This window comes from Parapedobacter defluvii (genome assembly GCF_014642075.1).
GTDB lineage: Bacteria > Bacteroidota > Bacteroidia > Sphingobacteriales > Sphingobacteriaceae > Parapedobacter > Parapedobacter defluvii.
In genome coordinates, this window is sequence record NZ_BMIK01000005.1 from 112,431 (window position 1) to 125,269 (window position 12,839).

Annotated in this window: 11 protein-coding genes; 8 read left to right on the forward strand and 3 right to left on the reverse strand. The window is 48.5% G+C overall.

The window, feature by feature from the left end; translation table 11 throughout:
* Positions 1-83: 83 nt before the first annotated feature.
* Together IEX60_RS09790 and IEX60_RS09795 are read left to right on the forward strand one after the other, a co-directional pair.
* The gene (locus tag IEX60_RS09790; RefSeq protein WP_188750019.1) at positions 84-1,631 is read left to right on the forward strand and encodes a helicase HerA-like domain-containing protein; all 1,548 of its coding nucleotides are present in this window, start codon (positions 84-86) and stop codon (positions 1,629-1,631) included.
* A 68-nt stretch (positions 1,632-1,699) separates the two neighbouring features.
* Positions 1,700-2,611 (forward strand): nucleotidyltransferase family protein, encoded by a 912-nt coding sequence (locus IEX60_RS09795; protein WP_188750021.1) that lies wholly within the window; start codon positions 1,700-1,702, stop codon positions 2,609-2,611.
* A 98-nt stretch (positions 2,612-2,709) separates the two neighbouring features.
* On the opposite strand, the gene dnaK is transcribed toward IEX60_RS09795, so the two are convergent.
* Positions 2,710-4,629: a molecular chaperone DnaK gene (gene dnaK, locus IEX60_RS09800; protein WP_188750023.1), complete on the reverse strand. Its 1,920-nt coding sequence runs from the start codon at positions 4,627-4,629 to the stop codon at positions 2,710-2,712.
* A 239-nt stretch (positions 4,630-4,868) separates the two neighbouring features.
* Here dnaK and IEX60_RS09805 point away from each other — a divergent pair, with 239 nt between their 5' ends.
* From IEX60_RS09805 to IEX60_RS09820, 4 genes are all read left to right on the forward strand, one after another.
* Positions 4,869-5,234 carry an MmcQ/YjbR family DNA-binding protein gene (locus IEX60_RS09805; protein ID WP_188750025.1) on the forward strand — a complete coding sequence of 122 codons (366 nt, stop codon included), beginning with the start codon at positions 4,869-4,871 and terminating at the stop codon, positions 5,232-5,234.
* 62 nt (positions 5,235-5,296) lie between these two features.
* Positions 5,297-5,863: a thioredoxin family protein gene (locus tag IEX60_RS09810; RefSeq protein WP_188750027.1), complete on the forward strand. Its 567-nt coding sequence runs from the start codon at positions 5,297-5,299 to the stop codon at positions 5,861-5,863.
* Between the two features lie 80 nt (positions 5,864-5,943).
* Positions 5,944-7,185: a putative DNA modification/repair radical SAM protein gene (locus tag IEX60_RS09815; RefSeq protein WP_188750029.1), complete on the forward strand. Its 1,242-nt coding sequence runs from the start codon at positions 5,944-5,946 to the stop codon at positions 7,183-7,185.
* Positions 7,186-7,188: 3 nt separating this feature from the next.
* On the forward strand, positions 7,189-7,971 hold the full coding sequence (locus IEX60_RS09820; protein ID WP_188750031.1) for a TIGR03915 family putative DNA repair protein: 783 nt from the start codon (positions 7,189-7,191) through the stop codon (positions 7,969-7,971).
* Here the strand turns inward: IEX60_RS09820 and IEX60_RS09825 are convergent.
* Both IEX60_RS09825 and cobA read right to left on the reverse strand, forming a co-directional pair.
* Positions 7,960-8,886 (reverse strand): isopenicillin N synthase family dioxygenase, encoded by a 927-nt coding sequence (locus IEX60_RS09825; protein WP_188750033.1) that lies wholly within the window; start codon positions 8,884-8,886, stop codon positions 7,960-7,962. The two genes, IEX60_RS09820 and IEX60_RS09825, sit on opposite strands and share 12 nt — an antisense overlap.
* A gap of 42 nt (positions 8,887-8,928) precedes the next feature.
* Positions 8,929-9,642 (reverse strand): uroporphyrinogen-III C-methyltransferase, encoded by a 714-nt coding sequence (cobA, locus tag IEX60_RS09830; RefSeq protein ID WP_188750035.1) that lies wholly within the window; start codon positions 9,640-9,642, stop codon positions 8,929-8,931.
* A 264-nt stretch (positions 9,643-9,906) separates the two neighbouring features.
* On the opposite strand from cobA, the gene nirB reads away from it, so the two are divergent.
* Both nirB and nirD read left to right on the forward strand, forming a co-directional pair.
* A complete protein-coding gene (gene nirB / locus IEX60_RS09835; protein ID WP_188750037.1) occupies positions 9,907-12,420 on the forward strand; it encodes a nitrite reductase large subunit NirB in 2,514 nt (837 codons plus the stop codon).
* Positions 12,421-12,453: 33 nt separating this feature from the next.
* On the forward strand, positions 12,454-12,801 hold the full coding sequence (gene nirD, locus IEX60_RS09840) for a nitrite reductase small subunit NirD (protein ID WP_188750039.1): 348 nt from the start codon (positions 12,454-12,456) through the stop codon (positions 12,799-12,801).
* The last annotated feature ends 38 nt before the right edge of the window (positions 12,802-12,839 follow it).

Consider the following 12,839-nt stretch of genomic DNA (forward strand, 5'->3'; position numbering starts at 1 on the left):
GGCCCTTATGTGAAATTGCAAACGTTTGGTTTGGAATTATATTCCGAAGTGCGTAGCTTCACCCCTGATTTGTTAAATATATCATGGGAAATCAATCCAAGTTTGCAGAAAAAGTAGTAGCCTCCTATAATCCCAAGGGGGCTTTTATTTTTTTGGGCGCCGGCCTGCTGGATGGCGAAGTTATCGCTGCCGCAAAGGTAAATCTTGCGCTGAAGATGATGAACCGGCACGGCCTGATTGCCGGCGCCACAGGTACTGGTAAAACACGTACATTGCAGCTGATCGCTGAGCAGCTTTCTGATGCGGGTGTACCGGTTTTCCTGCTCGACGTCAAAGGCGATCTCTCGGGTCTGCATCAGCCGGGCGAATCCAATCCAGCGCTGGTGGAGCGAGGAGAAGCCCTGGAGTGGCCTTTTGTTCCCTCGGGATTTCCTGTTGAGTTGTTTTCGCTAAGTGGCAAAGTGGGAAATCCTATGCGGCTCACGGTGGAGGATTTCGGTCCCGTTATGCTGGGGCGTATCCTGGAATTGAACGATACACAAACGGGCGTACTGGCCGCTGTATTCAAATATGCCGACGATACTAAATTGCCATTGGTTGATTTTGCCGACCTGAAAAAGCTGATCTCATACCTCACAGATGGACCGGGAGCGGCAGAAATCAAGGATAGCTATGGGCGTATCAGTAGCAGCACCGCCGGTACCATATTGCGTAAACTGGTCGCTTTGGAACAGCAAGGAGTGTCCGATATCTTCGGGGAAAAAGAGTTTGACATAAATGACTTGTTTGGAAGGGTGGATGGCAGGGGTGTCATCAGCCTGCTGAATATTTCGGATATTCAGGATCAACCGATCCTGTTTTCCACGTTTCTGTTGAGTCTGTTGGCGCAGTTGTTCAAAAGCTTACCCGAGGTGGGCGATCTGGATAAGCCCAAACTGGTGTTCTTTTTTGAGGAAGCCCACCTGTTGTTTAAGGATGCGCCCAAGGCATTTCTCACACAGGTTGAACAGATTGTCAGGTTAATCCGCTCCAAAGGGGTCGGTGTGTTTTTCTGTACCCAGGCACCCACCGATATTCCGGAGAGTGTATTGGGGCAATTGGGCAACCGTGTGCAGCATGCATTGCGTGCCTTTACGCCCAACGATGCGGAAGCGTTGCGGAAGACCGTTAAAACGTATCCGCATTCTGAATTTTACGAGATAGACCGGGTACTTACCTCACTCGGTACGGGACAAGCGCTTATCACGGTGCTTAATGACAAAGGGATACCTACTGAAGTGGTTGCGACCCATCTCATACCGCCACGTGCAGTAATGGGCCCCGTCGATGATCCAACCTATCAGCAATTGGTGAAGGCCTCGTCCATGTATACCAAGTACCATGAATCCGTGGACAGGAGAAGTGCAGCCGAGATTTTAGCGGAAAAAATACAAATCCAAACCGAGCGGGTTGAAAAAGAGGAATCCGAACAGCAGCATTCCAAAAGTAGGGGAGGCCGGAAAAGTACGCGTCAAACACCCTTGGAGGCTGCACAGAAAGCTGCAACCACTACCCTGGCAAGAGAGGGTACTAAATTGCTTGCAAGACTTGCCAATGGACTCCTGGCGGCGATGTTCAGAAAAAGGAGGTAGAGGCGCTGTTAAAATGGTATATTTGGCACAAACTGATTATTCTTACACATAAAAAGCGATAAATTAAAATGAGTAAACCCACGTTGTTAATCCTTGCGGCCGGAATGGCAAGCCGCTACGGAAGCATGAAGCAGATAGATCCTTTCGGGCCAAATGGCGAAACCATCATTGATTATTCAATTTATGATGCCATAAGGGCCGGATTTGGAAAAGTAAGTTTCATTATCCGGGAAGAATTTGCCGAAAAATTTAAAGAGATCTTTGAACCGAAGTTGGCCGGTAAAATCGAGACAGATTATGTGTATCAAAGCTATGATCTGACACCTTTCGGTATTGATCGGCAAATTGAACGCTCGAAACCCTGGGGTACGGCGCATGCCGTACTTTCTGCACGCAACCAGATACATGAGCCGTTTTGCGTGATCAATGCAGATGATTTCTATGGATATGAAGCGTTTGAAAAGATGGCAAAATTCCTAACCGACGAGGTTGCTGATGACAAGTTTTCTTTGATGGGATACCAAATAGATAAAACTTTATCTGATTATGGGTCGGTATCGAGGGGAGTGTGTAAAGTGGATGACCAGGGTAACATGACGGAAATCAATGAGCGTTTGAAAGTCTACTTTAAAGAGGTAGACGGAGAAAAGCGTATTTTCTTTGAGGAGGATGGCGTGGAGACGGAACTACCCAGAAGCAGCCGGGTATCTATGAATTTCTGGGGTTTTACACCTGCTATTTTTGGCGTGAGTGAGGAACTTTTCAAAGCGTTTGTGCCTGCCAATGAAGATAATCCAAAATCAGAATTTTTAATTCCCAAAGTGGCCGATGAACTCATCCAGCAGGGGAAAGCTACATTTAAAGTACTGCCTACGTCGCAGAAGTGGTTTGGTGTGACGTACCCAGAAGATAAGCCCATTGTGCAGGAAAACATTGCCCGTTTAGTGAAAGACGGGATATATCCGGAGAAATTGTTTTAAAAGAACAATCAAGTAAAAAACCCTCGTGGAATCGCTCCGCGAGGGTTTCTTTGTAACGCGTACCTCGTACTTCTTACCTCGTACCTCGTACTTAAAACCTACTTCTTATCGTTGTCCTTCACTTCTTCGTATTCCACGTCGGTCACATCTTCTCCGGCATTGGCAGTCGATTGACCTGCATCCTCTCCGGCTTGTCCATTGGCCGATGCTTCCTGGGAAGCTTTGTACATATCTTCAGAAGCTGCATTCCAAGCTGTCTGTAATTCGGCTTGAGCGGCGTCGATAGCGGTGAAATCTTTTGCTGCATACGCATCTTTCAGTTTCTTCAAGCCATCTTCGATAGGAGCCTTTTTGTCAGCACCGATCTTATCGCCGTATTCTTTCAGCTGCTTCTCGGTAGAGAAGATCAACGCGTCGGCTGCATTCAGCTTGTCGATTTCTTCTTTTGCTTTCTTGTCAGCTTCTGCATTGGCTTCTGCTTCCTGCTTCATTTTCTTGATTTCATCGTCGGTCAGCCCAGAAGATGCTTCAATACGGATTTTTTGTTCCTTGCCGGTTGCTTTGTCCTTCGCGGAAACATGCAGGATACCGTTTGCGTCGATGTCGAACGTGACCTCGATTTGCGGTACGCCGCGCGGAGCAGGCGGAATGCCGTCCAGGTGGAATCGTCCAATGGTACGGTTCTGGGAAGCCATAGGCCGTTCACCCTGCAGGATGTGTATTTCCACAGAAGGCTGGTTGTCCGATGCCGTGGAGAACACTTCCGATTTCTTGGTCGGAATGGTCGTATTTGCTTCGATCAGTTTGGTCATTACGCCCCCCATCGTTTCGATACCCAATGAAAGCGGGGTTACGTCAAGCAGCAGTACGTCTTTCACTTCGCCCGTGAGAACGCCGCCTTGGATAGCAGCACCCAAAGCAACCACTTCGTCCGGATTCACACCTTTAGAAGGCTCTTTTCCGAAGAATTTCTTCACGGCTTCCTGAATGGCCGGGATACGCGTAGAACCACCCACCAGGATGATTTCATCGATGTCGGAAGGTGAATAACCCGCATTTTTCAACGCTGATCTACAGGGGTCGATTGTCCGCTTGATCAGGTTGTCTGCCAGTTGTTCAAACTTCGCACGGCTCAACGTACGGACCAAGTGCTTGGGGCCGGTCTGATCTGCTGTAATGTACGGCAGGTTAATTTCAGTGGATGACGAACTGGAAAGTTCTATTTTGGCTTTCTCTGCCGCTTCTTTCAACCGTTGCAACGCCATCGGATCCTTACTCAGGTCAAAACCGTTGTTATCGTTCTTGAACTCGTTGTTTAACCAATCGATGATAACTTGGTCGAAGTCGTCACCACCCAGGTGAGTGTCGCCATCGGTTGATTTTACTTCAAATACTCCGTCACCCAATTCCAATATGGAGACGTCGTGCGTACCACCACCGCAGTCAAATACCGCGATTTTCATGTCCTTATTGGATTTATCCAATCCATAGGCCAAGGCAGCCGCAGTAGGTTCGTTGATGATCCGTTTTACATTCAGCCCTGCAATCTCGCCAGCCTCTTTGGTGGCCTGACGTTGGGCATCGTTAAAGTAAGCGGGTACGGTAATAACCGCTTCGGTTACTTCATGGCCAAGGAAATCTTCTGCAGTTTTTTTCATTTTCTGTAAAATCATTGCGGAAATTTCCTGAGGGGTGTATTTACGGTCGTCGATCTCCACGCGCGGCGTGTTGTTATCGCCTTTCACGATCGCATAAGGTACCCGTTTTGCCTCTTTGAGTGCTTCGTCATAGTTGGTACCCATAAACCGCTTGATCGAGTAAACAGTTTTTTTCGGATTGGTAATGGCTTGGCGCTTCGCTGGGTCCCCCACTTTGCGCTCGCCATTCTCTACGAATGCCACAATCGAAGGTGTCGTGCGTTTTCCTTCGTTGTTGGTGATGACTACCGGCTCATTCCCCTCCATCACAGCTACGCAAGAGTTGGTAGTTCCTAAGTCAATTCCAATAATTTTTGCCATATCTATATTTCCTTTTCTACGTTGATGATTAAAATCAATTGCTTTAATCCATGTAACAAGCCTTGTGCCAATCACTTCTTCGGTGCCAATTATCGCCTGAGGGCTAAAAAAACGTCATTACCGGTGACCTGATCATGACAATGTGTCATTTGGTGAGACATCAGATATGAGACGTGAGATATGAGACATTCCGTTTTCATTTTTTTATTTTTGACTTTTCAATTTTTTACTTTTACACCATGCATATTGAACAATTGCGCGATTACTGCCTTAGCAAACGCGGTGTAACCGAGAGTTGCCCTTTCGGGCCGGATACGCTGGTATTTAAGGTCGCGGATAAAATGTTTCTCTTAACCGGTTTAGATGGACAACCGCTGGTGTTTAGCGCAAAATGCGACCCGGAGTATGCCATCGAATTGCGTGAGCGTTATCCACATGCGGTGCGGGGAGCTTATCACATGAATAAACGGCATTGGAATGAGGTGGTTTGCAATGGGGAACTGGATGATCAGCTGTTAATCAGGCTGATTGACCATAGCTACGAATTAGTCGTGATGGGCCTGCCAAAATTGTTGCGTGAGCGCCTCTTAAACAACCTTATTTGACACTCAGCCGACTGTTATGTGGGCGGGGACACTATCTTTGCATCCGACTAAAAATGCATCATATGGATTTTCATCGGTATTTACTGGTATTTGAAGATATATTACACGCTTCGCCTCCTTCTGCTCCCTACGACAACGCTGCGTATCTTGACTATGCTAAACTTAATTGGTCGAGGATGAGCCGATGGTTGAAAAAAGGGGTGTTGAGCGAAGTGGTGGTGGAAACGGTTCGTCGTATCAACGCACCTCAACACTGGCTGGTGATCACCGAGCCGTGGTGTGGTGACGCTGCACATACCTTGCCGTTTATTCAATTGATCGCCCAGCAAAACACGCATATTTCAGTGGAATACGAGTTGCGCGATTCTCCACCTTTCCGCATCGAGAAGTACCTGACCAATGGCAGCAAGTCGATCCCCAAATTGATCATACGTGATGGAAAGGGGAATGATCTGGCAACTTGGGGACCACGGCCCGCAGCTTGCCAGCAACTCTATGATCAGCTGAAGGTAGAAGGTGCAGATTTTGAAACGCAAAAAGTGGCGCTACAAAATTGGTATAACGCAGATAAAGGTCAGTCGCTGCAACAGGAACTTTGCGAGCTGATTGCTGAGGTCGTCTCCCATTGATTTTTATCCATGGGATTTTATTCTTTTTATTTGTCGTAGTGAAGCTATTTTACTAATTTTGTTAGTAAAATAGTAAATAAATGCAAATAGAAGAAAAGCTGAATATACTGGCCGATGCGGCCAAATACGACGTTTCATGTGCGTCTAGTGGGGGAACCCGCAAAAATAGCGGAAAAGGATTGGGCAATAGCCATCAATCCGGGATTTGCCACAGCTACACGGAAGACGGCCGCTGTGTGTCGTTGTTGAAGATTTTACTGACCAATCACTGCATTTACGACTGTGCATTCTGTGTGTCACGCCGCAGTAACGACATCCGCCGGGCGGCCTTCAAGGTACAGGAGGTAGTCGATCTAACCATTAATTTTTACCGGCGGAATTACATTGAAGGGCTTTTCCTGAGTTCGGGCATTTTCAAGAATGCCGATTACACCATGGAGCGCCTCTTGCAGATCGTCAAGAAACTCCGCACGGAAGAACGGTTTCACGGTTACATTCATTTAAAGACCATTCCCGGTGCGAGCGAGCAATTGGTCAGGGAAGCTGGCCTGTATGCCGACCGGATGAGCATCAACCTGGAGCTGCCCACGGAAGCGGGGCTGAAACAGCTGGCGCCGGAAAAGTCGCACGAGGAGGTGAAAAAGCCGCTCGACTGGGTGAATAAATCGATGATCCAGCTGAATGAGGAACGCCAACTGATGCGGCGCGTGCCGACATTCGTGCCCGCCGGGCAGAGCACGCAACTGGTGGTGGGAGCCACGGCAGAAAGTGATAAAGACATTCTGTACACTGCCGATCGTTTTTACCGGGACTATGGGTTAAAGCGTGTGTACTATTCCGGCTATATTCCGGTCAGTGAAGACCACCGGTTGCCAACGATCGGTAGCCATCCGCCGTTGCTGCGGGAAAATCGCTTATACCAAACGGACTGGCTGATGCGGTTTTATGGTTTCGAGGTGTCGGAACTGCTCAATGACGACCATCCCTTTCTGGATACGGCCATCGATCCCAAACTGAGCTGGGCGCTCCGTCATCCGCAGGTGTTTCCCATAGACGTCAATACCGCGGAATACCGGATGATTTTGAGGGTTCCCGGAATCGGTGTCGGATCCGCGCAGAAAATCGTACAGGCACGGAAATTCGGTAAACTGCGTTTCGATCAGTTGCGGAAAATCGGGGTGGCGCTCAACCGGGCCCGCCATTTTATCTGGTGTGCCGACAGCGTTCTGTCCTTACGTGAACCCTCACCGATGGAGATCAGGCAACGTATCCTCGCCTCGCAGGCGTACCGGTTTTCCCCCACGCAACTGAGCTTGTTTTAGCATATGGAAACGTATGTATTTGATGGTTCGTTAACCGGGTTACTTTCGGCGGTCTTCATCGCCTACGAGCGGAGATCGGATGCCGTGAAGGTGGTGAGTCAAGATCGGTACCAGCCGGATCTGCTTGGGGGTGGGATAAAGATAGATGCAGATTCCCGGCAGGCTGACCGGGTCTGGAAGGGATTGGCCAAACGTGTGGGGGCGGCGGGGTTGAACACGTTCTACGCTGCTTTCCTTGGTGAGGATGCGCAGGGCTACCAATCCCTGTTTGACTTATCAAGGGCTGTTTTTGACCGTGGCGGTGACATCATGGAAGACTTTGGCAATGTGCAGTTGCTCTTCGTTTCGCAATTGGCCCGCAAGGTACACCGCGAAAAACACCGGATGGAAGCGTTTGTTCGTTTCCAGAAGACAGCGGACGGCCTGTTTACGTCATTCGTAGCCCCCGATTACAACGTATTGCCACTGATCCGGAGGCATTTTACCGACCGGTATGCCGACCAGCGCTGGCTCATTTACGACAGCAAGCGTAAATACGGACTTTATTACGACGGAGACAGCACCGCCGAAGTGGAGATCGAGTTTTCCGGGCCGACAGGTAAGATGCGCACCTCCTCATTGCCGGAAAATGTGTTGGCAGAAGATGAGGGATTGTATCAGCGCCTTTGGAAGGGATATTTTAACCATACCAACATTGCCGCTCGCAAGAATACCAAGCTCCATATCCGCCACATTCCCAAACGGTATTGGCGCTACCTGACGGAGAAATCCGATCTACATCTTTAAACCGATCTCGCGCAGTCGCTCGTCGAGGTATTCGCCGGCGGTGACGTCCGCATACGCTTTTGGATGTCCGGCATCGATGCAGAAATCCAACGCCGCCAGGCTCATGTCGGCTTTGGGATGCAGGAAAAAGGGTACGGAAAAACGCGAGATTTTCATCATCTCCCTTGGCGGATTGACCACCCGGTGGGTGGTGGATTTCAGCTTGTTGTTGGTAAGGCGTTGCAGCATATCCCCCACATTGACCACGATGTCTTCGCCGTGGGCCTTCACCGGGTACCAGGTGCCGTCGCGGGTGAGGACTTCCAACCCATCCGCACTGGCGCCGATGAGCAACGTGATGAGGTTGATGTCTTCATGCGCCCCTGCACGAACGGCGTCTTCGGGCAGGCTGTCGGGATCATCAATCGGAAAGTAGTGGATGGCCCGCAGAATGGAATTGCCCTGTATGACTTTTTCTTCGAAATACGTTTCCTCCAAGCAGAGGTACGCCGCAATGGCTTTGAGTAATTCGCGCCCCGCTGTTTCCAGTCGTCGGTATACTTCACCCGTCACCTCATCGAAGCTTGGTAATTCGTCTACCACCGGATTTTCGTCCTGTCCACGCTGCCAAAATTCCTTCAGGTCAGGCACCTTGGCATCCTTCGCCTTTTCCTTGCCTTTTGAGGTGTATCCGCGCTGGCCGGCGAGGCCTGGGATTTCGTATTTCAGCTTGGTCGACTCCGGCAATGCAAAAAAGGCTTTTACCGTTTCGTATAGCAAATCAATCAACGTTTTGTCCATACCGTGATTGGCAATGATGACGAAGCCGGTCTCATTGAACGCCTTGCCGATGGCCTGCGAAAATTGATGGCGCTGCTGGGCGGTACCTTGGGTGTAATCGTTTAGGTCGAGCCTGGGAATATTTATGATGGACATACTATGGTTTTTTTAGGTAAAGATAAGGGTTTTTGACGATTTTCAAGACACATGCGGGTGAAGACTCACTACATCGCCGATAACAATAATAGCTGGATGCGACAGGTTTTGACTGCTCGCTATTGCCGGCAAATCCGACACCTGACATCGCACTTGTTTCTGATGGGGTAGTGTGGCATGTTGGATGATGGCTGCGGGTGTCTGTCCTTTCCCGCCCCTGAGGTAAATGCGGGCTATTTCAGTAAGCTTGTTCATTCCCATGTAAATGACCACGGTTGCCCGGCTTTGTATGGCCAATTGCAGATCGGAAGAAAAACTGCCATTTTCTTTCGTACCGGTAAGCACCCAAATGCCCTCACTGGTCCCGCGATGCGTCAGTGGAATATGATGGTACCCGCAACCCTGCATGCTGCTGATGCCCGGGATATACTCTGCTATTATACCGTGCTCTTCGGCATAACACAATTCCTCAAACCCCCTTCCGAAAATATAGGGATCGCCACCCTTCAACCGCACAACCCGGGAAAATCGGTGGCAATACCAACTAATAAGCGCATGTATCTCTTCCTGCTGAATGTGGTTTTGGTAAGGTTTTTTGCCGACATATACCTTGATGCAACGTTTGGGGGTTAAATTCAATAGATTTTCGTTGGTTAAGTGGTCGTAAAGCACGACATCTGCTGATTTTAGCGTTTTATGTGCTTTTATTGTTAACAATTCTGGGTCTCCAGGTCCTGATCCGACAATATATAGCATATTTTTTTTTTTGTGTTAGTGTTATTTTTTAAAAAAATTCAAAAAAATAATTCATTATATATTTATATTTCAATTGATTTTAAAATTTCATTTATTATTTTATTAAAATTTCATGTTTTTACATATAAATACAATTAAAATATATCAAAAATATTGAAAATATATGATATAAATCATGTATTATTTGAAATTTACAAAATTTATAATGTATTTTAGCGGGAATAAATCATGTTTTTGTGATTCGCATATAAAATATTTGATATTATGGATAAAAAGACAATTGTAGTTATAGGAAATGGGATGGTCGGTCATCGGTTTTGTGAAAAAATAGTGGGAAAAACTGATAAATTTAATATAATGGTATTTGGGGATGAGCCTAGACGGGCATATGATCGGGTTCATTTGAGTGATTACGTCAAAAAAAAGGATGTAGATGATCTTTATTTGTGTAAAAGCGATTGGTACGTCCGGCAAAACATAAAATTATACCTAAATGACCCGGTTAAAAGTATCAACAGAACGACTAAAACTATTCAATCGTCAAATGGGGTAGTAATTGAATATGACTTTTTGGTGTTGGCCACAGGTTCTAAAGCATTTGTGCCAAATATCCCGGGCGTAGAAAAAGAAGGCGTTTTTGTATATCGGACCATCGAGGATCTGGATCTGATCAAATCGTATTCGGTATCGGTGCATCAGGGAGTGGTACTCGGTGGTGGATTACTGGGTTTGGAGGCTGCAAAAGCAATGATGGATCTCGGGATACCTTCGGTAGCGGTTATTGAGGCAGCGCCACGGTTAATGCCCCGGCAGATCGACCGGGGAGGAAGTGAAATATTGCGTCGTCGCCTTGAGCAATTTGGGTTGTCGGTATATGCGGATAGGCGGGCTTATCGTATCGAAGGGGACGGAAGTATCCGGGAATTGCGTTTTGACGATGGCTCCGTGATAAAGGCTGATATGCTGATCATCTCTGCGGGTATCTGCCCGCGGGATGAACTGGCGCGGGAATGTGGTATTGACGTGGGGGAACGCGGTGGGATTGTTGTGGATGAATACATGCAAACGAGTGACCCATCGGTATTTGCTATCGGTGAATGCGCCTTGTTTGAGGATACGATCTACGGTTTGGTGGCTCCGGGATACGAGATGGCGGATGTTGCAGCCGCGCGGATCTGTGAAGAAGGCAAAATATTCCGACGCTTTGATATGAGTACCCGGTTGAAGCTGGTTGGTGTTGAGGTGGCTAGTTTCGGCGATCCCTTTATGGAAGCACCTTATGCACGTACCATTGTCTTTGAAGACAAAAACGATGGGATTTATAAGCGGTTGAACGTCAGTAACGACGGCAAATACCTGTTGGGAGGTATCCTCGTAGGCGATGCCCGGGATTACAACCTGCTGTTGCAAACGGTCAACAACCGGCTTGAACTTCCTGATTCACCCGGCGATCTGATTATGCATACCAAGGAACCGATCGGCACTGCTGACGGTGCGGGCCTGTCAGCCCTACCAGACAATGCATTGATATGCAGTTGTGAAGGGGTGACGAAAGGGGAGATTTGCCGGGCGGTGATGGAAGCGGGATGCGAAAACGCAGATTCGGTGAGGCAATGCACCAAAGCCGGTTCGGGCTGTGGCGGTTGTATACCTATGGTGAAGGATCTGGTGGTCGCTGCCATGAAGCAGCAGGGTAAATACATCCGCAATGTGGTTTGCGAGCACTTTTCGCTCAGCCGCCAGGAGCTCTACGACCTGATTAAAATACATCGCCTGGAGAGTTACAATGAGGTGCTGGATGCGCTTGGTCAGGGCGATGGGTGCGAGGTCTGTAAGCCGTTGATATCATCATTGCTGGCCAGTATATGGAATGATATGATCCTTCGTAAGGGTAATGATACCGCGCAGGACAGCAACGACCGATTTCTGGCCAATATCCAAAAAGGAGGGACTTATTCCGTTGTGCCGCGTATTCCGGGCGGTGAAATCACACCGGACAGATTGGTTGTCATCGGCGAGGTGGCGAAAAAATATGGGTTGTATACGAAAATAACGGGTGCGCAGCGCATCGATATGTTTGGGGCTTACTTGGATGACCTGCCCCTGATCTGGGAAGAATTGATTGCCGCCGGATTTGAGAGCGGGCATGCGTATGGGAAGGCCTTGCGTACAGTGAAGAGCTGTGTAGGAAGTACGTGGTGCCGCTTTGGGTTGCATGATAGCGTATCATTCGCCATCCAGATCGAAGAACGGTACCGCGGGCTACGGGCGCCACATAAGATTAAATCAGCCGTGAGCGGTTGCATCCGGGAATGTGCAGAGGCCCAAAGCAAGGATTTTGGAATCATTGCCACGGAAAAAGGATGGAATCTCTATGTCTGTGGCAACGGCGGCAGCAAACCCCAGCACGCGCTGCTTCTCGCGGCTGATGTGGATAGCGAAACCTGTATCCGTTACATCGACCGTTTCCTGATGTTTTATATCCGGACCGCCGATCCACTGACACGGACCGCTACGTGGCTCAATAAGATGGAGGGCGGTATCGAATACCTGCGTAATGTGGTGGTAAACGACAGTTTGGGGATGGCTGCTCAATGGGAAGCCGAAATGGAGGACAGAGCCCGTGACTATCGATGCGAATGGAAGGCGGCCGTAGAAGATCCGGAGATCAGGAAGCGGTTCAGTCATTTTGTCAACGCCCCCGGAGAAAAAGATCCGACGGTAAAGTTTGAAGAAATGCGCGGGCAGAAACGAGCTGCAGACTGGACACTGATATAGATGCATCAACGACACTTACAATAATTAAAACATATGGAAACAATAGCAACAACAGAATGGTTGGCAGCATGCCGCGTGGAAGATGCGGTGAAAAACGGTGGGGTTTGTGTAAGACACGGGAACGAGCAGATCGCCTTATTCTATTTCACCCGGCGCAACGAATGGTATGCTACCCAAAACGAATGCCCGCACCGGCGACAAATGGCGTTGAGCCGGGGTATGCTCGGTTCGGTCGGTGAAGAGCCTAAAATCGCTTGTCCATTTCACAAGAAGACCTTTTCCTTGTCTTCCGGTGAATGTCTTTCGGGCGGTGAATGCGCGATTAAGACCTATCCCGTAAAAGTCGAAAATGGATTGGTGTATATCGGGTTGGATGACTGAGTTGAATACTTTCTTTTGCATAATTTAAATAAAACTGT

Bases quoted from the DNA above. Each gene is read 5' to 3' on its own strand.
- nirD (WP_188750039.1), top strand. From the start codon at position 12,454: ATGGAAACAATAGCAACAACAGAATGGTTGGCAGCATGCCGCGTGGAA.
- nirB (WP_188750037.1), top strand. From the start codon at position 9,907: ATGGATAAAAAGACAATTGTAGTTATAGGAAATGGGATGGTCGGTCAT.
- IEX60_RS09805 (WP_188750025.1), top strand. From the start codon at position 4,869: ATGCATATTGAACAATTGCGCGATTACTGCCTTAGCAAACGCGGTGTA.
- cobA (WP_188750035.1), bottom strand. From the start codon at position 9,642: ATGCTATATATTGTCGGATCAGGACCTGGAGACCCAGAATTGTTAACA.
- dnaK (WP_188750023.1), bottom strand. From the start codon at position 4,629: ATGGCAAAAATTATTGGAATTGACTTAGGAACTACCAACTCTTGCGTA.
- IEX60_RS09790 (WP_188750019.1), top strand. From the start codon at position 84: ATGGGAAATCAATCCAAGTTTGCAGAAAAAGTAGTAGCCTCCTATAAT.
- IEX60_RS09795 (WP_188750021.1), top strand. From the start codon at position 1,700: ATGAGTAAACCCACGTTGTTAATCCTTGCGGCCGGAATGGCAAGCCGC.
- IEX60_RS09820 (WP_188750031.1), top strand. From the start codon at position 7,189: ATGGAAACGTATGTATTTGATGGTTCGTTAACCGGGTTACTTTCGGCG.
- IEX60_RS09810 (WP_188750027.1), top strand. From the start codon at position 5,297: ATGGATTTTCATCGGTATTTACTGGTATTTGAAGATATATTACACGCT.
- IEX60_RS09825 (WP_188750033.1), bottom strand. From the start codon at position 8,886: ATGTCCATCATAAATATTCCCAGGCTCGACCTAAACGATTACACCCAA.
- IEX60_RS09815 (WP_188750029.1), top strand. From the start codon at position 5,944: ATGCAAATAGAAGAAAAGCTGAATATACTGGCCGATGCGGCCAAATAC.